Genomic DNA, 21,680 nt, shown 5'->3' with positions numbered 1-21,680 from the left:
TACCGCGGCAGTGCGGGAGGGCGGGACGGCGCGACGATCGAACCGGTGACCGTACTCTTCCCCGTCGCCGGGATCGAAGAACCGGTGCTGCCGGAGGTCTTGGCCGAGCTGGCGGCGGCGCGGGCGGGCGAGCTGGACGCCGACACCGTCAACCGGGAGCTGTCCATCGCGCGCAAGGCGATCGGCTGGTGGCAGCGCCAAGGCTGGATCGAGTGCGATCCGACGATCGGCATCGAGCGGCGGCCGGCGCCGCCGGACCGCACCGAGGCTCTCGCGGAGAACCAGGCCGGTCTCCGGGCACACGTCGAGCGTGGGTGTTCGGACGGGGCCTTGGCTGCCGGCAAACCCCCTCGCCTCACCCGACGACATCGAGGACCTGGACGGCTGGACGCTTCACCGGCTACGTCACAGTGCCCTGACGCACGACGCGGAGGACGGCACCTCCACCCCGATGCTGCCGGCCCGCTCCCGCCACGGCTCCGTCCGCTCCCTGGAGCGCTACGCCCGCCCCGGCGTCGACTCGGTCGCCCGGCACGTCGCCGAACGCGACCCCGCTGCACGTCGCCGCAGGTAGATCCGAGCGGATCAGTGCTTCGAGATCATCCCGTTCCCCCTTCGGCGCGTATCTCGGTCACACCCCGGACGGACGGGCGCGGCTGACGCGCAGTGGGTCCGCGTCAGCCGCTTTCGTACGTCCTGTCGCTCAGGGCTGTCGTCGCGCCCCGCGCAGCGCCGCGCGCGTCCCGACGTACAGGGCCGCGGCCACGGCGATGGCCGCCATCGTCAGCAGCCAGTTGCGCACGTAGTCCAGCGGCACGACCGTCGGGTTGGCCGCTCCGCCCGGCCGCAGGAGCGGCGGGAGGGCCATCGCCGTCAGGGAGCCCGCGACGATGAGGGCTGCGCGCGGGACCCCGCGCAGGCGCAGGCCGAGGGCGCCGGTGAGCGCGGCGACCGCGATCACGAGCGGCGCGATCAGCCCGTCGTTCAGCACGACGGCGCCCGCGAGCCACAGGGCGATGCGCCAGGGCGAGGGCTGCTGGATCAGCAGGGCGCCGCCCAGGCCCATCAAGGCCAGTCCGAGGCCCGCCACCAGGTACCGGCACGCCATCACGCCACCTCCAGTCGGCCGACCCACTTGGTCTGGAGCACGCCGGGCCGGTTCGGGGCGATGATCCGCGCCGGGTAGCCGTGGTCCGGGGAGAGCTCCTCGCCGTTCAGGCGCAGCGCGAGCAGGGTGAGCGGGTCCTGGGCGTACGCGCGGCCCATCTCCATCACCCGGTACGCGCCGACGGCCTCCAGCGACTCCACCCGGGCGCGGGAGCCCGGGCCGCCTCCGGCGCGGTCCAGCAGGTCGCGCACGCGTACCCCGGTCCACCGGGCGTTCTTGCTCCAGCCCTCGACGCACGCGAGGGGCAGCGTCACCTCGTACTGCGGCATCGCGCGCAGTTCGTCGAGGGTGAGGGTGTAGGGGCGCGGGCCGGCGACGGTGAGCCGCCAGTCCCGTACGGAGGCCGCGGTGACGCCGGCCGCCTTCGCCGTACGGTTCACCGGAAGGCCCTGCGGTCCGACGGAGGGATCACGCGGGGCGAACAGGTCGAGCCGCCCGAGCGCGGTCACGGACTGCCCGGCGGTCGTCAGCGTCACGGCCCCCACCCCCGCGGCGATCGCGGCCAGCAGCGCACGCCGGTCCGGGCCGTCGGCCGCGGGCAGCGCGAGCGTCCCCGGGGAGCGGCGGGTCCAATGGGCCTGGATCTCCGGCCACTTCACGGCGACGTGCACCATGAGCGCGCCCAGCAGGAGCCAGGACAGCGCGAAATGCACCGGCACGAAGGAGAACGGCCAGGGATACCACTGGAAGGTGTTGAGCAGCCCGCTGAACAGCTCGAACACGCCGGCCGCCACCAGGACGGCCACGGAGGCGCGTTCGAGCGCGTGCCGCACCGACTTCAGCGGCGGCCATGCGAACAGTCTCGGGTACACGGCCCACAGCTTCGCGAACAGGAGCGGGACCGCCGCGATCCCGGAGACCACGTGGAGTCCCTGGGTGAACCGGTAGCCCCAGCACGGGCGGCTCGGCAGCCGGTCGGCGAGCGGGCCCGGCGGGTGCTGGAGGTAGTGGCTGAGGACGCCGGTCGCGAAACAGACGGCAAAGGCCAGCCCGAGCCAGCGGCCGAGGGCGGTCGCGGTACGGGCGTCGTGCAACCGCGCCCTGAACGTGACGGGCGGGTCGACGGGGAGACGGAGGGGGAAGCGCATGGATCCATGACACCCCCGAGAAACCGCTCAGAGGCGGTTCGGACACCTTACGAAACGCGGACATGGGCGGCGCGGGACCCCGTTGCGCGCCGTTCCCTGGAACGCTGCGGCTGTGAACCTGCGCACCGCCCTCGCCCTCTCCGCCCTCTCCGCCCTCGCCGCCGTCCTCGTGTGGACCATCCGCTACGACGGCTACTTCGCCGACCCCGCCGGTCTGTCCTGGCGGTACGCGGCCTGCTGGGCGCTGTTCGCCGTTGCGCTGCTCGCGCTGCGGCGGGTCCCGGCCGGCCTGGTCGTGCCGCTCGTGCTGGCGGGGGCCGTCGCGGTGACGGCGACGGGGCTGGTGGCCGCGCCCCGGACCAGCACCGACTCGTACCGCTACGCCTGGGACGGCCGGGTCCAGTCCGCCGGCATCTCCCCGTACGACCACGCTCCGCAGGACCCCGCGCTGGCCCGGCTGCGCGACCCCTGGCTCTTCCCCACGGGCGCCGCCGCGTGCACCGGCCCCGACCGGGCCCGGATCCCGTACACCGGGGACACGGGGGGCGCCGGGGGCGACCCGCACTGCACCCGGATCAACCGGCCCGCCGTGCACACCATTTATCCGCCGGTCGCGGAGGCGTACTTCCTGGCCGTCGACCGGCTCTCCCCCGAAGGCGCCCGGCACAAGCCGCTCCAGATCGGCGCCGGGGTGCTGTCCCTCGGCGTGACCGGCGCGCTGCTGCTGATCCTGCGCCGCCGGGGCACGGACCCGCGCAGGGCCGCGTACTGGGCGTGGTGCCCCGCCGTCCCGGTCGAGGCCGTGAACAACGCGCACGTGGACGTCCTGGGAGTGCTGCTGGCCGTGGTCGGTCTCGGGCTGGTGTCCGCGCAGCACCTCGGGCGCCGGGCCGCCGGCGGGCTGGTACTCGGCGCCGCAGTCGCCACCAAGCTGATGCCGGCGATCGTGCTCCCGGGCGCCCTGTCCGGCGTCCGCCGGGTGCGCGATGGGGTCGCCGTACTGCTGCCGGCCGCCGCCTTCACGGCGCTCGCGTACCTGCCGTACGTCCTGCTCTCGCACGGCTCCGTCCTCGGCTACCTCGGCGGATACGTGGAGGAGGAGGGGTACGAGGACGCCTCGGCCGGTTCCCGCTATGCACTGCTGCGGCTGGTACTGCCGGACAGCTGGGCGCTGCCGGTGCTGCTCGCCGTGATGGCGGGCGTGTGCGGGTACGTGCTGTGGCGCGGGGATCCCCGACGGCCCTGGAGCGGAGCGCTGTTGGTGACGGGGTGGGCGTTCGCGCTGCTCACGCCGGGCTATTCGTGGTACGCCCTGCTGCTGGTCGCGCTCGTGGCTCTGGACGGACGCTGGGAGTGGCTGGGGATCGCGGTCGCGGGCCCCGCCGTGTACGTCACGGGCCAGGTGTTCGGCTCGCGCGAGGCGGTGAGCGCCACGGCGTACGGCCTCGCGGTGCTCCTGGTGCTCGTGGTCACCGCGGTACGCCGGCGCGGGCGGCCGTCGTTCGGCAGCTTCTCGCGGGGCTCGACGAACTCGTCCACGATGTCCTAGCAGATGCGCGATCCTGCTCGGTGGGACGGAGTTTCGAGCAGGTATTGACATGCCTCCGGCACTGCGCTGCACTTTGGCTGCACTTTGGCCGACTGTCTGAACTCCCCTTCCCTCCCACCTGCTTGGGGAACTTGCCATGCGTCTGCTCAGATTGCTGATCGCCGCCGTGTGCGCGGTGGCCGCGCTCTCCTTACCCGGTGTCGCCGTGGCCGGACCCGCGCCCGCGCAGGCCGCCGCCGGGCCGCCACAGACCGTACCGGCGCTGCGGCAGTGGACGGCCGGGACCGGTACGTACGCCTTCACCGCCGCCAGCCGTATCGTCGTCGACCCCGCCTACACCGCCCAGCTCTCCGACGAGGCCGCCACGCTCGCCGACGATCTCGGAGCGCTGGCCGGGCGTCCCGTCATCGTCGTCACGGGGAGCGCCGCCCCCGGCGACATCGCGCTGGGCCTCGGCGACCCCGGACTGCCCGCCGAGGGCTACCGGCTGACCGTCGGTCAGTCCGTCGGCATCCGGGCCGGGACCGACACCGGCGCGTTCTACGGCACCCGCACCGTGCTCCAGCTCCTCCACCAGTCGCCCTCGGTGCCGGCCGGTACGGCGGTGGACTGGCCCACCAAGCCGGAGCGCGGGCTCATGATCGACCAGGGCCGGAAGTTCTTCACCGTCGACTGGGTCAAGCAGCACATCAAGGAGCTGGCCTACCTCAAGCTCAACTACTTCCACTTCCACCTGTCGGACACGTTCGGCTTCCGCCTCGAGAGCTCCACCCATCCGGAGATCGTCTCCGCCGACCACTACTCCAAGCAGGACATCGCCGACCTCGTCGCGCTCGGGCAGAAGTACCACGTCACGATCGTTCCCGAGATCGACACGCCGGGGCACATGAACGCCGTCCTGGCCGCCCACCCCGAGCTCAAGCTCAAGAACAGTTCCGGGACGGCCAGCCCCGACTTCATCGACCTCTCGCTGCCGGCCTCGTACGCCCTGATCAAGGACCTGGTGAACGAGTACCTGCCCTTGTTCCCCGCCCCGTACTGGCACATCGGCGCGGACGAATACGTCACCGACTACGCCAAGTACCCGCAGCTGCTCAGCTATGCCCGCTCTCACTACGGGGCCGGTGCCACCGCCAAGGACACCTACTACGGGTTCGTGAACTGGGCCGACGGCCTGGTCCGGGCGGCCGGCAAGACCACCCGGATGTGGAACGACGGCATCAAGGCCGGGGACGGGACCGTCACCCCGAACGCCGGCATCCTCGTCGAGTACTGGTACAGCTACGGGCTCACCCCGCAGCAGCTGGCGGCGGCCGGCCACACGGTCGCCAACGAGTCCTGGACTCCGACCTATTACGTGCTCGGCGGCGCCAAACCCGACACCAAGTGGATGTACGAAACCTGGACCCCCGACCGCTTCGAGGGCGGCGCCACCCTCACCGACCCCGCCAAGAACCCCGGCTCACTGATCCACGTCTGGTGCGACAACCCGACCGCCGAGACGCAGGACCAGATCGCGGCGGGCATCATGTACCCGTTGCGCGCCCTGGCCCAGCAGACCTGGGGCTCGCCGAAGCCGGCGAGCACGTACGCCGCCTTCACCCCGATCGCGGCAGCGGTCGGGCACAACCCCGCCTGGCCGGGCCTCGCCCAGCCCGGCAACCTCGCCCGCAACCGGCCGACCACCGCCTCCAGCACCGAGACCGCCGACTTCCCGGCCTCCTCGGCCACCGACGGCGACCCCGGAACCCGCTGGTCCAGCGCCTACGCCGACCCGCAGTGGCTCCAGGTGGACCTCGGCTCCGGCCAGGCCGTGAGCCGGGTGGTGCTGCGCTGGGAGGCGGCGTACGGAAAGGCCTTCCAGATCCAGCTCTCCGACGACGCGACCACCTGGCGCACCGTGTACTCGACCACGACCGGCGCCGGCGGGGTCCAGGAGCTCACCGGACTGTCCGGATCCGGCCGCTACATCCGCGTGTACGGGAGCAGGCGCGGCACCGCGTACGGCTATTCGCTGTACGAGCTCGAGGTGTACGGAGGCCAGTTGAGCGGCACCCGGACCCTCGGCGCAGCCGGCAAGGCCCTTGACGACCCGGCGAGTTCCAGCGCCTCCGGCACCCAGCTGATCACCTGGACACCGCACGGCGGTCCCAACCAGCAGTGGCAGCTGGCACTCGACGCCGACGGGTCCTACTCCATGGTCAACGGCTCGTCCAGGCTCTGTGCGGACGTCTCGGGCGGCTCCACGGCGCCCGGTGCGGCCGTCGTCCAGGCCACCTGCAACGGCGGCGAAAGCCAGCGCTGGCTGATCACCGCTCTCGGCGGGGGCGAGTACGCGGTGGCCAACAGGAAGAGCACGCTCCTGCTGACCACCGCGTCGGGTGCGGACGGCGCCCTGGTCACGCAGCAGTCGAGTTCCGGTTCGGGCTACCAGCGGTGGCAGATCACCTGACGGGAGCGCAGCTCGTGGACGTCTCCCGGCGACGGCATGTGCCGGGAGACGTCAGGCCTCCGCCGGGTGCGGCGGGCGTGCCCCGTCCGCCCGGTGCGCCCGGTGCGCCCGGTGCGCCCGGTGCGCCCGGTGCGCCCGGTGCGCCCGGTGCGCCCGGTGCGCCCGGTGCGCCCGGTGCGCCCGCCATTCCGGGGCGAGGACCGACCAGACCTCCTCGTCGTGACGCTTCCCGCGGTACAGGTAACACTCCCGCAGCACACCCTCCTTGGTCATCCCGAGCCGCCGGGCCACGGCGATGCTGGGTTCGTTCCCGACCGAGACCACCCACTCCACGCGGTGGATGCCCCGCTCCTCGACGGCCCAGTCGATGATCGCGCGCACGGCCCGGGTCACCAGTCCCCTGCCCACCGCGGACGGTTCCAGCCAGCAGCCGGCCTCGGCCACGCCCTGGGCCACGGCGAACTTGCGGAAGAGGACCGCTCCGACCAGCTTGCCGTCGCTCCGGATGCCGTACAGCCGCCCGGAGTCGGCCGCGGTCTTCTCCGCGTACGCCTGGAGGAACGCCCGGCTGGATTCCACGTCCGTGACGACGTCCGGGAGTCCGTTGAACTGCCCGATGAACTCGCGCCCTCGGTCCACGTGGGCCAGGAACTCCTCGGCCTGCCACGGTTCGAGAGGACGCAGCTCCGCGCCGTCGTCGCCCAGGGGCATCGCGAACATCGTCACCTTCCACGGTCGGGACCAGCGGCTCCAGCGGAAGGATCTTCTCACGGGCCCGCACCACCGCCCGTGGAACACCTTGCGCATGACACGCGTTGTGCGTGAGATGGAGGACCCTCCGTTCCGACACGACCGTCTCCTGAAGGAGTTCCGCGTGAACCACCCCACCGCCCCGCTGGTCCTCGACCCGGCCGGCGCCGACCGGCACGCCGAGTACCGGCTGCTGCGCGCCCAGGGGCCCGCGGCCCGCGTCGACGTCCTCGGGGTGACAGCCTGGGCCGTCACCGATCCGGCGCTCCTCAAGGAACTGCTCACGAGCCCGGACGTGTCCAAGGACGCCCGCGCGCACTGGCCGGAGTTCGAGCAGGCCGTACAGACGTGGCCGCTCGCCCTTTGGGTGGCCGTGACCAACATGTTCACGGCCTACGGAGCGGACCACCGCCGGCTGCGGCGGATGGTGGCCCCCGCATTCAGCGCCCGCCGTGTCGCCTTATTGCGCGACACCGTCGAGGACGTCGTCACCGGCCTCGTGGACGAGCTCGCCGCCCTCCCGCCCGGCGAGGTGGCGGACCTGCGCGAACGGCTGGCCTACCCGCTGCCCATCGCGGTCATCGGGCACCTCATGGGCCTCCCCGAGGAGCAGCGCGCCGACTTCCGTGCCGTGGTGGACGGGGTCTTCGACACGACCGTCACCCCTGAACAGGCCGCCGCGAACGCGGTCCGGGCCTACGAAATCCTCGGCCAGCTCGTCGCCACCAAGCGCGCCGTGCCCGGCGACGACATGACCTCGCTCCTCATCGCCGCCCGGGACGAGGAGGGCGACGGCTCCGCGCTCTCCGACACCGAACTGGCCGACACCCTGTTCCTGATGATCAGCGCCGGCTACGAGACGACCGTCAACGTCATCGACCAGGCGGTGACCGCCCTGCTCACCCACCCCGAGCAGCTCGGCCACGTCCGCGCCGGCCGCAGCAGCTGGGGCGACGTCGTCGAGGAGACCCTGCGCCACGAGTCGGCCGTCAAGTACCTGCCGATGCGCTTCGCCGTGACCGACATACCCCTGCCCGACGGACGGACCATCGCCAAGGGGGAGGCGATCCTCGCCTCGTACGCCGCCGCCAACCGGCATCCCGACTGGCACGGCCCGGATGCCGATGCCTTCGACGTCACGAGGGTCACGAAGGACCACCTCGCCTTCGGGCACGGGGTCCACTTCTGCCTCGGCGCCCCGCTGGCCCGGCTCGAGGTCTCGACCGCGCTCGAAGCCCTCTTCGACCGCTTCCCGTCCCTCGAACTGGCGGTTCCCGCCGACGAGCTGGTGCCCGGCGCCTCGCTGATCAGCAACGGCCACCGGAGCCTGCCCGTCCGTCTCCGTCCCTCGGCATGACCCGATGACGCACTGACCCACTGCCCCGCCGACCCGTCTCTGGCGAAGTCGCCGTGTTGTGGCGGAGCCGGCCGGCAAGAGGGCGCAGCGACCCCCGAAGTTCACTTCCCCGACGCCTTCCGCAGGCCGATCATCGACCACGGCCACCCTAGGCTGCCGCCATGGCTGAGGTGGGGGTCACGGTCCGGGGCTGCCGGCTGCTCGGAACGCTCGGGTCGGTGCTGCTGGGGGCCGGGAGCTGGTCGGCCGGCGCACTGCCTTTCGGGGTCCCCGACGGGCTGTGGGCGCAGCGGAGCCCGGCGCAGACGGTGCTGGGAGCTGCGGCCTCGTACGCCGGGCTGGTGCTGCTCCTGATCGCCTGGTGGCGGCTGGGCGGGCTGCTGCGCAGCGGGGAGCCCGTCGGCCGCAGACAGCTGCGTGCCGTGCTGTGGTCCTGGGTCCTGCCCCTCGTACCGGGGCCGTTGCTGTTCAGCAACGACGCGTACAGCTATGTCGCGCAGGGCGCGCTCGTCGGCCGGGGCTGGGACGTGTACCGGCTGGGGCCGTCGGCGCTCGGCGGTCCGCTCGCGGACAACGTGCCGGAGATGTGGCAGGACGCACCGGCGCCGTACGGGCCGGTGGCCGTCGCGGCGACGCGGGCCGTGGTGGCCGTCACGGGCGAACACCACACGGTGGCGTCGGTGCTGGGGATGCGGATGGTGGCCCTGGTGGGGCTGGGGCTGATCGTGTGGGGCGTGGGCCGTCTCGCGTCCGAGTGGGGCGGCGGGGAGGCCGGGGCGCTGTGGGCGGCGGTGCTCAACCCGCTGGCGCTGGTGCATCTGGTGGGCGGGGCGCACAACGAGGCACTGATGCTCGGCCTGATGGTGGTGGGGCTGGTGGCCTTCCGCCGGGGCCGCTGGGTGCTGGGCACCGTCGTCCTCACGTCGGCGGTGCTGGTCAAGGTTCCCGCCGCGGTGGCTCTGCTGTGTGCCGCCGCGTGGTCCGTCGGCGGGCGGCCGGACCGGCGTTCGGGCTGGTCGCGGGCGGCGGGGATCTCGCTGGTGGGCCTCGCGGCGCTGGTGCTGGGCGTGGGCGTGTGCGGCCGGGGCTGGGGGTGGGTGTCGACGCTGCGGGGCCCGACGCAGGTGTACACGGTGCTCTCGCCCAGCACGGACGTGGGCCGGGTCCTCGGGCTGTTCGCCGAGGGGTTCGGCCTGGGCACGGCGGCCGATGCGATCGCCGCCGCGCGCTCGGTGGGGATGCTGCTGGGTGTGTGCGCGGTGGCCTTCTGCGCGTGGCGTGCCCCGCGTACGGGTCCCGAGTACGCCACCGGCATGGCGATGCTGGGACTGGTGGTGACCGCTCCGGTCGTACAGCCCTGGTACGTGCTGTGGGGGACGGTGCCGCTGGCGGCGGTCGCCTGGCGGCTGCTGGAGGACACCCGGGCGCGGCCGGCGGTGCTGGGGCTGCTGGTGATCGTGCTGCCCAGCGGGACGGCGCCCACGTGGTCCTACGCGCTCGCGGCCGTCACCGGGGCGTCGGCGGCCGTGGCGGCGCTCGTGGCGTGGGGTCCGCTGCGGCCGGGGGCGGTACCCCGCCTCCTCCTGCAGGAGCGCACGTGGGTGCGTGCGGCGGCCAGAACCCGCCGGTGAACGCGGCGGGGAAACCGGGTTGTCCCGGCCCGCGGTGATCACTAGGGTTGGCTTCGTGACTGCCGGGTCGGCCTTGGGCCATACACGAGTTGGGTTCCCGGCCTCGGCGTGAGCACGGGGCGGGCCAGGGGCCCGCCGCTCCTCCGCGTTTTGTTCCCGGGCGCCCGCGTGTGGCGCCGTTCCAGCGGATCCCGAAACCGGAGACACACCACCCGTGCAGAGCACTCAGCAGTATCCGAACGCCGTCCAGTTGAACCACACCGTCGTCCACGCCGGGGACCGGCAGCTGTCGGCCGAGTTCCTCGCCGTGATCCTGGGACTGGAGGTCGGCGCTCCGTTCGGGCCGTTCCTGCCCGTCGACCTCGGCAACGGTGTGACGCTCGACTACTACGCGATGACCGACGAGCCGATCCAGCCGCAGCACTACGCGTTCCTCGTGCCCGAGGAGCGGTTCGACGCCATGATCGCCCGTCTGGAGGCGGTCGGGGTCACCTACTACGCCGACCCCCACCACACCGAACCCGGCCACACCAACCGCCTGTTCGGCGGTCGCGGCGCATACTTCGCCGACCCGGACGGGCACAACATGGAGATCATGACCCGCCCCTACGTCCGCCCGTAGCCGGTACGTCTCAGCGTTGGCTGCCGGTGAGCTTGCCGTCGGGGGTCAGCGTGAAGGTGACGGTGATGCCGCTCATGGCGGAGGTGTCGCGGTCCTCGTCGCCGTACGCCCGGAGGCTGATCTGCTCGGCCTTGCCCCAGTGGATCTCGGCTTCGGCGGCGTGGGCCCAGCGGTTGACCCGGACGTGCGCCGACCAGTCGGCGACCTCTTCCTGCCGCCACGCGCCCCAACTGCTCTCCGGCAGCAGGCCCGGCGCCGCGCCCCGGTAGACGCTGAAGGCCGTGATCCCGAGCAGGGCGGCGGCCACGGCGAAGCCGAGCACTGCCGCGCGCCGGCCGCGTATGAGGGACACAGCGTGCTCCTGACGGTGGGGAAGGGACCGGCCGGCCCTGTCGGCCGGTCCTGGTCATTGCCGGTCAGGTAGACGGGTGTCGGCGCGGTTGCGTTCCGAGTCGGCGACGTCAGGGCGGAGGCCGGTCCGGCGGCGCAGGGCTCGCCCGCCCGGAGCAGACCCCGCCAAGCCCCTGCCGCCAGGGGGTGTCCGCAAAGTCCTGCCTGGCCCGCGGCGTCTGGTGCCCCACCTCGCCGCGGGCGGCGCCCTTCGGGCGCCCGCCGCGACGTTACGGACACCCCCTAGACCCCAGCCCGGCCCTCACCGTGTGACCCGACCCGGTGCGGCTGCGCGACCTGGGCTGCCCAGGCGTGCAGGTCGTCGGCCGAGGCTTCGAGCGGGTCGGCGGCGGAGCCGGCCCAGGCTATGTAACCGTCCGGGCGGACCAGGTACAGGCCGCGTCCGTACGCCTCGTACGGACCTGTCTGCGCGGTACGCAGGCCCGGGAGGGGCGGCAGCCGGTCCGGCAGCGGGGTGTCGACGGCGAGCAGGGTGAAGTGCGTGCCGCGGTAGAGGTCGAAGAGCCGCAGCCCGTCGCGCCGGCCGTCGGGCGCACGGTCGCCCGCGGTGAGGGCGTCCTCGGCCAGACCCGTGCGCGTCTCGCGGGTCAGGGACGAGTCCCGCTGGTCGAGACCGAGTTGGCGGGTGGCGGCGCCACGCCGCTCCTCGCCGCGGTGGATGCGGGTGGACAGCCCCAGCATGGCGGCGGCGTTGGGCAGGCGCTCCTCCTCGTACGTGTCCAGCAGCGCCTCGGGAGCTCCGTCACGCAGGACGGCGGCGAGCTTCCAGCCCAGGTTGTACGCGTCCTGGACACTGGTGTTGAGGCCCTGGCCGCCTGCCGGCGAGTGGATGTGAGCCGCATCGCCCGCGAGGAAGACCCTGCCGTCACGGAAGCGATCGGCGAGAGCGGCGTTCACGGTGAAGTCCGATGCCCAGCGGACCTCGGTGACTTCCTCGGCCTGTATGTGAGTGAATGCGGCAACCAGCGCGCGCACGTCGTCCGCCGCGATCTCGTTGCCGACCGGCGCCGGCTGTGCGACGAACTGGAACTCCTGCGAGTGCGGCAAGGGACACAGGGCCGCAAATCCCGTCCCCTCCGCGGCGGGCGGGAAGATGTGCCAGTTCTCCCGGTCGAGCGTCGGGATGACCACATCGGCCACGAGCATCGGGGCGGGGTCGACGCGTTCGCCGGTCATCTTGACGCCGAGGAGCCGGCGGACCGTGGACCGGCCGCCGTCGGCGGCGACGGCGTGCCCCGCGCGGACGGTCACCGGGCTCCCGCCTCCCGTCGGTATGAGCGTGGCCGTGACGGCCTCGGCGTCCTGGGTGAGCCCCGTCAGCTCGACCCCGAACACAACGCCACCGCCCAGTTCGCGAAGCCGGTCGAGCAGGATCCGCTGGGTCCGCCACTGGGGCAGGATCCAGGGCCCCGTATAGGGCGCGTCCTCGGTCGACTCGACCTCGTCGAACATGCGGTATTCGCCCACGCGGGCGCCGCCCTGCCACGTCATGCCGATCGGCGCTCGGCCGCCCCACCTGATGATCTCCTCGAGGACGCCGAGATCGTGGAAGACCTCCAGGGTCCGCGGCTGGATGCCCTTGCCGCGGGAACCGGGAAACAGTTTCGGTGACCGCTCGACGACCAGCGCGCGCACGCCGCGCCGGGCGAGGTCGCAGGCCAGGACCAGGCCGGTGGGGCCGGCGCCCACGATCAGGACATCGCTGCGCCGGTCCCCCAGGGCCGCGATGTTCTCGTGTCGGCGCCCGTCCCCGCGCTCGTCCCCGCGCTCGTGCTCGTGCTCGTGCTGCGTCATCGGTCGCCCCATTCGCGTAGCAAGACTCTCCTTAACAGCGTTAAGGAGCTCGATAGCGCAAGAGTGCCCTTAACGTTGTTAAGCTGTCAACCCTCGAACGAGTGCACCGCCCCGGGAGACAGGCAGACGATGAACGCCAAGCCGCAGCAGACACCGCCTCGGGTCCCGCCCCTGAGTCGCCTGACCGTCGCCGAGACCGCGCTGCGGCTGCTCAACGAGAGCGGGCTCGACAAGCTCACGCTCCGCGCCATCGCGCAGGAGCTGGACGTGAAGGCACCGGCGCTCTACTGGCACTTCAAGAACAAACAAGAGCTGATCGACGAGATGGCCACCGAGATGTTCCGGCGCATGGCCGCGAGCCCCGCGGAACCCGGGGCGGACGACCCCTCGACACCCTGGCGCGAGCGGATGCTGGTCGCCAATCGCGCTCTGCGGCGCGCCCTGCTCGCCTATCGCGACGGAGCCCGCGTGTTCACCGGGTCACGCTTCACCGGAACCGAGCACGCGGAACAGGTCGAGGCCCATCTGCAGGCCCTGCTGGCGCAGGGGTTCGAACTGCCGCAGGCCGTACGGGCCACGGCGACGGCCTTCTCGTACACGTTGGGGTTCGTGATCGAGGAACAGGGCGTCCACCCCGTCCCGGGCGAGCGCCGGGAGGGCTACGACGTGGCGGAGCGCAGCGAGCGCCTGGCCGACCACCCGCTCGCGGCGGCCGCCGGTGCACATCTCTTCCAGGAGTACGACGAGCACTTCGAAGAGGGCCTGCAGATCGTCGTCGACGGCATCGCCGCGCGGTACGGCATCCGCTGAGCCGCAGGTCGAGCCGCCAGGGGTGTCCGCGAAGTCGTGCCAGGCAGGACTCTGCGGACACCCCCTAACGCCGTCCCGTCCGCTAGGGGACGTTGGTCATGGTCTCGCAGCGGACGGCCACGTCGCTTCCGTCCTTGCCGTCGCAGGTGTCCTTCACGTCGTCGCCCCCGTCCATGACGTCGTTGCCGCTTGCCGCCTCGTCCGCCGGGGAGAGCTTTGCCGGCGCGCTCTGAGCGGGCTTCGCCGACGGACTCGGGCGGCTCTGGCCGTTCGGGCGGGCAGGCTTCGCGGCCACGCCGTTCTCGCCCTTCCCGTGCGCGGCGTGTCCCGAGTTGCTGTCGCCGATGATGGCGTCGACGCCGGGCCCGCCCAGCAGGACGTCGGCGCCGTGGCCGGCCGCGCTGGCCTCGGCGGAGGAGTCGCCGGTGATGCTGTCATCCCCGGGCCCACCGTCGATGACGTCCTTGCCGCCGCCCGTCGCGTTGATGCCGCCGCGACTGTCGCCGATGAGGGCGTCGTTCCCCTCCTCGCCGAACAGGACGTCGTTGCCCCCGCCGGACGCGCTGGAGCCGAACGCCATGCTGTCCCCGCCCATGCGGTCGTCACCCGGCCCGCCGAGGAGGACGTCATCGCCCCCACCGTCGACGGGGGCTCCGGTGGCGATCAGGTCACCGCGGAGGAGATCCGCGCCTTCGCCACCGTCCAACCTGTCGTTGCCCAGGCCTCCGGCGATCGTGTCGTTGCCGGCCAGGCCGCAGATCAGGTCGTCCCCGCCGAGCCCGTCGATGGTGTCGGCATTCGCCGACCCGATGATGACGTCGTCGCCCTCCGTCCCGGCGATCGTGCCCGCCCCCGTAATGGTGGCGGCGCGGCCGAAGCAGGTGGCCTCGGGCGCGTCGGCGGCCGCTGCCGGGACCCCGAAGGAGAGCAGCGCGGCTGCGGTCAGCAGGGTGAGTGACTTACGACAAGGCATACGGGCCTCCGGTGGGAGTGGTCACAGCTGCCCGGCCGATCGAGGAACCAGGCTCGAATCCGTCGGGAACATATGGCGCGAAGACCCCGAAAGCAATGAAATGCCTAGCCTTTTGTATGCCTTACGCCCGGTTGGCCCCTCCGCGGCGGGTCCCACACACCCGGACGGGTCCACGCCGTCTCGAGGGGGCGGGTTCCCGGACGACCGCCTACCGTCGAGGTATGAGCGGGATCATCGTGGTGCACGAGCTCGGCAGGCCGGCGCCGGGCCGCGCCGGCAAGGGGCCGACCCAGGACGCCGAGGCACCCGTCCGCCAGGTGCACGCCGCGCCTGCCGCGCCCGGGACGACCACCGAGCCGGGCCCGCGCACGCTCTGCGGCAGGGACACGTTCGCGATGGCACCGGCCCGCTGGACCCCGCCCGAGCCGGGCTCCCCGTGGTACCCGCCGCAGGAGGCGAGCCTGGTGTGCCCGTCCTGCGATGCGGCGATGGACGACACCTGATCGACACCTGATCCGGCGCCGCCACCCGGCGGCTGCGTCCGGACGAGGTCGCCGACGCGCCGGCGGCGGCACACCGCATGCGCGCGCGGCGTGCTCACGTGAAGCTTGAGACCAGGTGAACACGCACCGCCCCGCACGTATCAGGTCGTGGCGACCGCGCCCAAGGAAAGGTCTGTCCTCATGCCGCTCACCCATCGCAAGGATCTCGGACTGCTCGCCCTGCGCCTGGGGGCAGGCGGCGTGCTGATCGCACACGGAGCACAGAAGCTCTTCGGCTGGTTCGGCGGAGCCGGTCTCGAGGGCACGGCCCGGGGCATGGAGCACATGGGATTCACCCCGGGGCGGCAGAGCGCGCTCGCGGCCGGGCTCGGCGAGGCCGGCGGCGGTGCGCTGCTCGCCCTGGGGCTCGCGACCCCGGCGGCCGGCGCCGCCGCGGCGGGCGCCATGGCCGGCGCCGCCGCGGTGCACGCGCCGGCCGGGTTCTTCGCCCAGGGCGGCGGCTTCGAGTACCCGGCCTTCCTCGGCTACGTCGCGGCCTCCCTCGGTCTTTCCGGGCCGGGTCGCTTCTCGCTCGACCATGTCACCCGGCACCGGCTGGACCGGCCGGCCACGGTGGTGATGGCCTTCACGCTGGCCGCGGCCGCGGCCACCGTCGTCCTCAACCGGCGGGCCGCATCGCTCGCCGCAGCCGCCGAAGCGTCCGGCCCGGGCCGGGACGCCGACGGGCAGACGGCGTAGCCGCCATCGCCGGATCGCAGGGGCTACCAGCCGAAGCGGCGGTCGACCTCCCGGGCGAACTCCTCGAACGTCAGCACGTTGTCGCCGTTCTTGTCGGCGGCGTCGAAGAGCGCGGAAGAGGCGTCGACGTCGCCCAGGCCCCAGAACGGCAGATCGCCGTTGGCGGCCAGGGTCGGGCCCTTCGTCCGCAGGGCGGTGATCACTTCCAGGCGGGTCAGGGTGCCGTCATGGTTGAGATCGAGCGCCTCGAACAGTTTGCGGGCCTTCGCACTCATCACGTACGTCCTTCCGGGAGTCGGCAGGGGCTGCCTGCCGCCAGCCTACGGCGCAGCCCGCGTCGACTGACGGGCGCGGGTCCCGGCAACGCAACGCACAGCCAGCGCAAGCCGACCCAGCAGCCGGAGGAATCACGCGGATGAGCGAGACATCACCCGAACAGGCCGCCGCGGAGCACGCCGTGACCGTACTGATGGCGGTGGTGCCGTGCGGCTCCGACACCGCCCGCCAGATCCTGGCGGAGACGGTGCGGGCCACGGGAGTCGCCCTGCTCGAGACGGCCGAGGCGGTGCTCGCCCTGGGAGGCTGCCGCGCACTGCCGGCCTCCCTCGGCACCGCCCTGAAGGCCGCGATGGACGAGGCCAGGTCCGCGACCGCGCCGCTCGCGGCGCAGCCGTACACGCGCCTGCTCCCCGATCCGCAGGCCATCGGCGAGTTGCTGAAGCGGCACCGCGGGCTGCGCCGCCGCGCCCTGGCCGCGCCGCACGACCCCGCCGTGCGCAACGAGCTCGACGACGCCACGTACACGCTGTGCATCCTGATGGGCCAACGGAACGCCAGTACCGCACTCCGCTCGGCCGAACTGCTCGTCGGTGCCGGGTGGCTCGGCACCCCGGTGCGGGGGAGGGTCCGGGACGCGTCAACAGAGCGCCGCAGATTGTAACTTCCTGTAGTGGAACTGCTACCTTTCGTGATCGCCGATGGAAGTGATCATGCGTAGAAGGGTGCGTCCCATGACGAGGTTCAGGACTACGACCCGTGCACTGACGTGTGCAGTGGTGAGTCTGCTGGCGGTGGCAGGCGTGTCCGCCGGGCAGGTCTCCGCCGCGACGGAGCAGGCGGCGGCGGGGTGCCGCAGCATCGGAACGGCGTTCACGGACAAGATGATCCCCGGGCAGTGCATCAGCAACGGCGGCTACCGCCTGGACATGCAGTACGACGGCAACCTCGTCCTCTACTCGGGCGATCGCGCGTGCTGGGCGAGCGGCACCGACGGAACCGACGGGGTGTACGCCGAGTTCTCCGGCGACTGGCGTCCCGACTCCCCGTACCTGTCCCTGGAGTCGCAGTTCGGTCAGCTCAGGAAGTACCGCGGGAAGTACACCGGACTGCACAAGACCGGCAACGTGAGCATCAACAACAAGGGCGAGGTCTGGATCGCCTACGGCAAGCTCGCGGGCTGCTGACCGATGGGGACCAACCGGACCTTGGCGCGCGGTGCGAGTGCGCTCGTCCTCGCGTGCGGCGTCCTGCTGGGGGTGCCGGCGGCGGGGCTCGCCGCCGTACCCGTGCGGCCGTCGGACGCCTGCGTGGCGAGCGAGAACCTGGGTGAGATCGCGAACAACTTCATCTCACGGTGCCGCAAGGGTTCCATCCGGCAGGCGTTCCCCGGGGAGCACTACGGGGACTCGCTGGGGTACATCCGGGGGTGCGGGCTCAAGTCCTGCCAGACGGCGTGGAAGCTGCTGAACGACAACCGGTTCAAGAAGTAGCGTGCGCCGATGAGGACTTACGTCGCGGTTCTGGTCTGTGTCGCCACGGCCGCGCCCACGGCCACGGGCGGCGGGCAGGCGCCCCTGTACCGGGAGAGCTTCGTCCTGCTGACGGCCCGGACCGAGGACGAGGCCAGGTCCAGGGCCCGGGCCCACGGCGAAGCCCTCGAGACGAGCTACCGGAACGAGAAGGGTGAGCTGATCACCTGGACGTTCCGGCAGCTCGTGGACGTCGCCGAGGTACCCGAGGACCCCCTCGGCGACGGCGCGGAGATCTACACCCGCCACTTCCGCAACTTCGCCGCCTACACGGCCTTCGAACCCCTGCTGTCCGGCGAGGACCTCTGAGTCCCTCCGTACGCGGCCGGTCGGGGGGCCGCCGAACTGCTGAAACGGCTTCCGCGGAGGCATCGCTGCGGTGACCAGCGGGCACGGAGCACGGGTGAGACCTCTCGAGCTGCGCCCCGCGGCCGCCCGCCGCACCACCACGTCCCGTCGGGCACTGCTCGCCGGTTCGGTCGGCAATCTCGTCGAGTGGTACGAGTTCGGCGTCTACGGCTGCCTGGCGACCGTCATCGCGGCGAACTTCTTCCGGCACGAGGGGAGCAGCGGTGCCGAGGCGCTGGTGGCCACGTACGCCTCGTTCGCGCTCGCGTTCTTCTTCCGGCCCGTCGGCGCCGTCCTGTTCGGGCGGATCGGCGACCGGCTCGGGCGCCGGCCCACCCTCGTCGTGGTCGTCGGCCTCATGACCCTCGCCACCGCGACGATCGGCCTCCTTCCGACCCGCGCCGCCATCGGCGGCGCCGCCCCCTGGCTCCTCACGCTCCTGCGGGTGCTGCAAGGGCTTTCCGCGGGCGGCGAGTTCGGCGGGGCCGTCTCCCTCATGACCGAGTACGCGCCCGTCGGCCGCCGCGGCCTCTACGGGGCGTGGCAGTCCTTCACCGTCGCGCTCGGCCTGCTCACCGGGGCCGGTACGGCCGCCGCCCTGGCGACCGCGCTGCCCGCCGAGGCCCTGTACGCGTGGGGCTGGCGGATCCCGTTCCTGCTGGCCCTGCCGCTGGGCGCGGTGGCGCTGTGGCTGCGTACGGCATTGGAGGAGCCGCCCGGGGCTCCGCCGGGAGACGGCCCCGACGGTCCGGTCGGTGCCCGGGAGCTGGCGCGCGCCGTCGTACTCGGCATCGGGCGGATCATGGGTTGGTCGGCGGCCGGGTACACCTTCCTCGTCGTGCTGCCGTCCTATCTCCAGGCGACGCTCGGCGCCTCCCTCAGCGAGGCCCTGCTCGCCACCGCCCTCGCCAATGCCGGGTTCGCGGCGTCGATCCTGCCCGCCGGGGCGCTCAGCGACCGGATCGGCCGGCGCCCGGTGATGCTGTGCGGCGCACTCGGCGTCGTGGTGCTCGCCCTCCCCCTCGTCCACCTGCTCCAGTCCCCCGGCGCGTCGCCGTGGGCCAGAGCCGGGGCCGTGCTGCTCGCGGGTGCGCTGGTCGGCCTCCTGGCCGGGCCCGGACCGGCGATGCTGGCCGAGATGTTCCCGCGCAGGGTCCGCTGTACGGGGCTCGGCCTGGCCTACTCCCTCGCCAACGCGGTGTTCTCCGGCTGCGCCGGACTCGTCATCACCGCCCTGATCGCCCGGACGGGAGACCCCGCCGTGCCCGCGTACTACGCCGCCGGCGCCTGCGCTCTCAGTTGTCCCGCGCTGCTGGCCCTGCGCGGCCGCGCCCACCGGGAGCCGCTGCGATGAGGGTGATCGGGCTGATGTCGGGGACCTCGTACGACGCCGTCGACGCCGCTGCCGCCGACCTCGAGCCGTCCGCCGAGGACGGCACGCTGCAGCTCGTGCCGCTCGGCATGGTCAGCGAGCCGTACGCCGCCGATGTGCGGGAGACCCTCGCCGCCGCCCTGCCGCCCGCGGCGACCACCCTGGCCGACGTCTGCCGCCTCGACACCCGGATCGGGCAGGCCTTCGCGGCCGTCGCCGCCCGCGCCGACCGGGAACTGTGCGCAGGGCGCGCCGAGTTGGTCGCCTCGCACGGACAGACGGTGTACCACTGGGCCGAGGACGGCCGGGTGCACGGCACGCTGCAGCTCGGCGAACCGGCCTGGATCGCCGAACGCAGCGGCTGCCCGGTCGTCTCCGGCTTCCGAACGCGGGACGTGGCGGCGGGCGGGCAGGGGGCGCCGCTGGTCAGCCTGATCGACCTGATGCTCCTGCGGGGGCGCCCCGGCGTGCCCGCGGCCCTGAACATCGGGGGCATCGCCAACGTCACGGTGCTGCGGGCGGGCGCCGATCCCGTGGCGTTCGACACCGGCCCGGGCAACGCGCTGATCGACGCCGCGGTCCGCGAACTGAGCGCCGGGCGGCTCGCGTACGACGAGGACGGCGCGCTCGGCGCCGCCGGGCGCGTCCACGAGGGGCTGCTGGACCGGTTGCTGTCCGGAGAGCCGTACTACCGGATGCCCGCCCCCCGGACGACGGGCAAGGAGCTGTTCCACGCCGGCTACCTCCGGGCGCGGCTCACGGAGTGCGATGAGCTCCGGCCGCAGGACCTCGTCGCCACGCTGACGCGCCTGACCGCCCGTACGGTGGCCGATGCGCTGCGCCCTCTCGCAGCCACCGAGGTCTTCGTGTCGGGCGGAGGGGTGCGCAACCCGACGCTGATGGCGATGCTCCGCGACGAGCTGGCGGGCGGCGCGGCGGTACGCGCGTCGCAGGAGCTGGGGCTGCCCGCGGAGGCGAAGGAGGCGTACGCGTTCGCGGTGCTCGGCTACCTCAGCGTGCACGGCCTCCCGGGCAATGCCCCGGGGTGCACGGGAGCCGCCGGGCCACGCGTGCTGGGGTCGCTCACTCCGGGCAGCCGTCCGCTGCGGCTGCCCGCGCGCCCGGGCCGCGCTCCGCACGCCCTGACCGTACGGGGCCAGGTCCCGGGCTGATGGCGGCCGACGGGGCCTGCCGCAGCGGCGGGCAGGTCAGGAGGTCAGTCGGCGGACCGTCGTCACCAGTGCCGCCCGCTGCGCGTCCGGTCCCGCGTCCAGATCCTCCGGCACCAGGATGCGGGCGAGCTGCGGCAGCGTGAACCACGAGGCGACCATCGACATCACGGTGTGCAGCAACCGTGCAGGGCTGGACCCCCCGGTGAGTGCGCCGCCCTGCTGGGCTGCGGCGATCGCTGTGATCTTCTCGGCGTAGTGGTCGGCGCGCTCGCACCGGGCGGCCAGCTGGTCCTGGCACTGCAGGCCCTCCCAGGCCAGGAGCCGCATGAAATGCGGGTGGGCGCGGTGGTAGTCGTAGACCCGGCCGGCGTAGTCGCCGAGGTCGCGGGCCTGCACCTCCGTGAGCGGGACGGCTGCCGCGACCTTCTTCAGCTCGGTCTCCAGCACCGCGCAGAACAGCTTCTCCTTGCTGCCGAAATACTGGTAGATCCGCTCCTTGTTGACGCCGGCACCAGTGGCCACGCGCGCAACCCGGGCGCCGTCGAACCCGTACGCGGCGAACTCCTCCACCGCCGCGTCGAGCAGGAGTTGTTTGGTGCGTGCTGTGTCCCAGGCCATGACATGCACTGTAGTGCCCTCGAGCGGAATTCCAACCAACTGGTTGGACTTGAGATCATGCCCGTGCAAGACTCCAACCGATTGGTTGGAATTTGGTCCGCCCGTCTTCACGCATCCAGGGGGAACAGCCTCATGTCCGCAGCTCCGACGACCCCGCCCGCCCCGCCCTCCGCCCACCGCCGGGCGTTCATCACCTGGCTCGCGGTCTACCCGACGATCACCCTCACCCTCGCCCTGCTGGGCCCGTACATGAGCGACCTCCCCCTGGTGCTGCGCACCCTGATACTCACGGCGGTCGTGGTCCCGATCGCGGCCTACTGGCTGATTCCGACCCTGATGAAGGCGACGGCGTCGCTCCCCCGCCGGGTCTCCTAGGGGGTGTCCGCAAAGTCGTGCCGGGCGCCCGAAGAGCGCCGCCCGCGGCGTCTGGTGTCGCGCAGCGCAAGGCGGAGGGGCGCCCGAGTACCGGACCTACTCGGGCGCCCCGACAACACGGCGAGGTGCGGCACCAGACAC

General features: G+C 72.7%; 24 protein-coding genes. 16 read left to right on the top strand and 8 right to left on the bottom strand.

Going from position 1 to position 21,680, the window contains the following annotated elements; all coding sequences use genetic code 11:
- Positions 1 to 310: 310 nt before the first annotated feature.
- A complete protein-coding gene (locus ACZ49B_RS13760) occupies positions 311 to 574 on the top strand; it encodes a hypothetical protein (protein ID WP_468304699.1) in 264 nt (87 codons plus the stop codon).
- Between the two features lie 129 nt (positions 575 to 703).
- Here the strand turns inward: ACZ49B_RS13760 and ACZ49B_RS13755 are convergent, their stop codons facing one another.
- Complete coding sequence (locus tag ACZ49B_RS13755; RefSeq protein WP_468304697.1) at positions 704 to 1,108, bottom strand: hypothetical protein; 405 nt, start codon at positions 1,106 to 1,108, stop codon at positions 704 to 706.
- Positions 1,108 to 2,256: a molybdopterin-dependent oxidoreductase gene (locus ACZ49B_RS13750; RefSeq protein WP_468304694.1), complete on the bottom strand. Its 1,149-nt coding sequence runs from the start codon at positions 2,254 to 2,256 to the stop codon at positions 1,108 to 1,110. The genes ACZ49B_RS13755 and ACZ49B_RS13750 overlap by 1 nt, the downstream gene beginning before the upstream one ends.
- A gap of 112 nt (positions 2,257 to 2,368) precedes the next feature.
- On the opposite strand from ACZ49B_RS13750, the gene ACZ49B_RS13745 reads away from it, so the two are divergent.
- Together ACZ49B_RS13745 and ACZ49B_RS13740 are read left to right on the top strand one after the other, a co-directional pair.
- Positions 2,369 to 3,805, top strand: coding sequence for a glycosyltransferase 87 family protein (locus ACZ49B_RS13745; protein WP_468304691.1), 1,437 nt, complete (start codon positions 2,369 to 2,371; stop codon positions 3,803 to 3,805).
- A 136-nt stretch (positions 3,806 to 3,941) separates the two neighbouring features.
- Positions 3,942 to 6,257 (top strand): family 20 glycosylhydrolase, encoded by a 2,316-nt coding sequence (locus ACZ49B_RS13740; protein ID WP_468304688.1) that lies wholly within the window; start codon positions 3,942 to 3,944, stop codon positions 6,255 to 6,257.
- A 51-nt stretch (positions 6,258 to 6,308) separates the two neighbouring features.
- Here ACZ49B_RS13740 and ACZ49B_RS13735 read toward each other — a convergent pair whose 3' ends face one another.
- Entirely contained in the window at positions 6,309 to 6,977 is a 669-nt protein-coding gene (locus ACZ49B_RS13735; RefSeq protein ID WP_468304877.1) for a GNAT family N-acetyltransferase, read from the bottom strand.
- 154 nt (positions 6,978 to 7,131) lie between these two features.
- Here ACZ49B_RS13735 and ACZ49B_RS13730 point away from each other — a divergent pair, with 154 nt between their 5' ends.
- The 3 genes from ACZ49B_RS13730 to ACZ49B_RS13720 all read left to right on the top strand — a co-directional run bounded on the left by ACZ49B_RS13730 (position 7,132) and on the right by ACZ49B_RS13720 (position 10,617).
- Complete coding sequence (locus ACZ49B_RS13730) at positions 7,132 to 8,364, top strand: cytochrome P450 family protein (protein ID WP_468304685.1); 1,233 nt, start codon at positions 7,132 to 7,134, stop codon at positions 8,362 to 8,364.
- A gap of 161 nt (positions 8,365 to 8,525) precedes the next feature.
- The gene (gene mptB / locus ACZ49B_RS13725) at positions 8,526 to 9,995 is read left to right on the top strand and encodes a polyprenol phosphomannose-dependent alpha 1,6 mannosyltransferase MptB (RefSeq protein ID WP_468304682.1); all 1,470 of its coding nucleotides are present in this window, start codon (positions 8,526 to 8,528) and stop codon (positions 9,993 to 9,995) included.
- A gap of 214 nt (positions 9,996 to 10,209) precedes the next feature.
- Positions 10,210 to 10,617: a VOC family protein gene (locus ACZ49B_RS13720; RefSeq protein ID WP_468304680.1), complete on the top strand. Its 408-nt coding sequence runs from the start codon at positions 10,210 to 10,212 to the stop codon at positions 10,615 to 10,617.
- A 10-nt stretch (positions 10,618 to 10,627) separates the two neighbouring features.
- On the opposite strand, the gene ACZ49B_RS13715 is transcribed toward ACZ49B_RS13720, so the two are convergent.
- Positions 10,628 to 10,969, bottom strand: coding sequence for a hypothetical protein (locus tag ACZ49B_RS13715; protein WP_468304677.1), 342 nt, complete (start codon positions 10,967 to 10,969; stop codon positions 10,628 to 10,630).
- Between the two features lie 281 nt (positions 10,970 to 11,250).
- Positions 11,251 to 12,822, bottom strand: a complete 1,572-nt coding sequence (locus tag ACZ49B_RS13710) for an FAD-dependent monooxygenase (protein ID WP_468304674.1) — start codon at positions 12,820 to 12,822, stop codon at positions 11,251 to 11,253.
- Between the two features lie 129 nt (positions 12,823 to 12,951).
- Here ACZ49B_RS13710 and ACZ49B_RS13705 point away from each other — a divergent pair, with 129 nt between their 5' ends.
- Positions 12,952 to 13,632 (top strand): TetR/AcrR family transcriptional regulator, encoded by a 681-nt coding sequence (locus tag ACZ49B_RS13705; RefSeq protein WP_468304671.1) that lies wholly within the window; start codon positions 12,952 to 12,954, stop codon positions 13,630 to 13,632.
- An 82-nt stretch (positions 13,633 to 13,714) separates the two neighbouring features.
- Here the strand turns inward: ACZ49B_RS13705 and ACZ49B_RS13700 are convergent, their stop codons facing one another.
- Positions 13,715 to 14,605 (bottom strand): calcium-binding protein, encoded by an 891-nt coding sequence (locus tag ACZ49B_RS13700; RefSeq protein WP_468304668.1) that lies wholly within the window; start codon positions 14,603 to 14,605, stop codon positions 13,715 to 13,717.
- A 221-nt stretch (positions 14,606 to 14,826) separates the two neighbouring features.
- Between ACZ49B_RS13700 and ACZ49B_RS13695 the strand changes: the two genes are divergently transcribed.
- Both ACZ49B_RS13695 and ACZ49B_RS13690 read left to right on the top strand, forming a co-directional pair.
- Positions 14,827 to 15,108, top strand: coding sequence for a hypothetical protein (locus ACZ49B_RS13695; protein ID WP_468304665.1), 282 nt, complete (start codon positions 14,827 to 14,829; stop codon positions 15,106 to 15,108).
- Between the two features lie 180 nt (positions 15,109 to 15,288).
- Positions 15,289 to 15,846 (top strand): DoxX family membrane protein, encoded by a 558-nt coding sequence (locus ACZ49B_RS13690; protein ID WP_468304662.1) that lies wholly within the window; start codon positions 15,289 to 15,291, stop codon positions 15,844 to 15,846.
- Between the two features lie 23 nt (positions 15,847 to 15,869).
- Here ACZ49B_RS13690 and ACZ49B_RS13685 read toward each other — a convergent pair whose 3' ends face one another.
- A complete protein-coding gene (locus ACZ49B_RS13685; RefSeq protein WP_030155659.1) occupies positions 15,870 to 16,121 on the bottom strand; it encodes an EF-hand domain-containing protein in 252 nt (83 codons plus the stop codon).
- Between the two features lie 140 nt (positions 16,122 to 16,261).
- Between ACZ49B_RS13685 and ACZ49B_RS13680 the strand changes: the two genes are divergently transcribed.
- From ACZ49B_RS13680 to ACZ49B_RS13655, 6 genes are all read left to right on the top strand, one after another.
- Positions 16,262 to 16,786 carry a DUF5133 domain-containing protein gene (locus ACZ49B_RS13680; RefSeq protein ID WP_468304658.1) on the top strand — a complete coding sequence of 175 codons (525 nt, stop codon included), beginning with the start codon at positions 16,262 to 16,264 and terminating at the stop codon, positions 16,784 to 16,786.
- Positions 16,787 to 16,916: 130 nt separating this feature from the next.
- Positions 16,917 to 17,309: a hypothetical protein gene (locus ACZ49B_RS13675; protein ID WP_468304655.1), complete on the top strand. Its 393-nt coding sequence runs from the start codon at positions 16,917 to 16,919 to the stop codon at positions 17,307 to 17,309.
- Between the two features lie 3 nt (positions 17,310 to 17,312).
- Positions 17,313 to 17,615 (top strand): hypothetical protein, encoded by a 303-nt coding sequence (locus ACZ49B_RS13670; protein WP_468304652.1) that lies wholly within the window; start codon positions 17,313 to 17,315, stop codon positions 17,613 to 17,615.
- Between the two features lie 9 nt (positions 17,616 to 17,624).
- Positions 17,625 to 17,963, top strand: a complete 339-nt coding sequence (locus ACZ49B_RS13665; RefSeq protein ID WP_468304649.1) for a DUF4288 domain-containing protein — start codon at positions 17,625 to 17,627, stop codon at positions 17,961 to 17,963.
- A 94-nt stretch (positions 17,964 to 18,057) separates the two neighbouring features.
- Positions 18,058 to 19,356 carry an MFS transporter gene (locus ACZ49B_RS13660; RefSeq protein WP_468304646.1) on the top strand — a complete coding sequence of 433 codons (1,299 nt, stop codon included), beginning with the start codon at positions 18,058 to 18,060 and terminating at the stop codon, positions 19,354 to 19,356.
- Positions 19,353 to 20,546 (top strand): anhydro-N-acetylmuramic acid kinase, encoded by a 1,194-nt coding sequence (locus ACZ49B_RS13655; RefSeq protein ID WP_468304644.1) that lies wholly within the window; start codon positions 19,353 to 19,355, stop codon positions 20,544 to 20,546. The genes ACZ49B_RS13660 and ACZ49B_RS13655 overlap by 4 nt, the downstream gene beginning before the upstream one ends.
- Positions 20,547 to 20,582: 36 nt before the next feature.
- Here ACZ49B_RS13655 and ACZ49B_RS13650 read toward each other — a convergent pair whose 3' ends face one another.
- Positions 20,583 to 21,164 carry a TetR/AcrR family transcriptional regulator gene (locus tag ACZ49B_RS13650; protein ID WP_468304641.1) on the bottom strand — a complete coding sequence of 194 codons (582 nt, stop codon included), beginning with the start codon at positions 21,162 to 21,164 and terminating at the stop codon, positions 20,583 to 20,585.
- Positions 21,165 to 21,296: 132 nt separating this feature from the next.
- Here ACZ49B_RS13650 and ACZ49B_RS13645 point away from each other — a divergent pair, with 132 nt between their 5' ends.
- Positions 21,297 to 21,539, top strand: a complete 243-nt coding sequence (locus ACZ49B_RS13645) for a hypothetical protein (RefSeq protein WP_468304638.1) — start codon at positions 21,297 to 21,299, stop codon at positions 21,537 to 21,539.
- Positions 21,540 to 21,680 lie beyond the last annotated feature (141 nt).

The organism is Streptomyces sp. NPDC031132 (assembly GCF_055570595.1).
The sequence above is the reverse complement of the archived record's forward strand: the minus strand, read 5'-3'. Positions and strand labels throughout refer to the sequence as shown.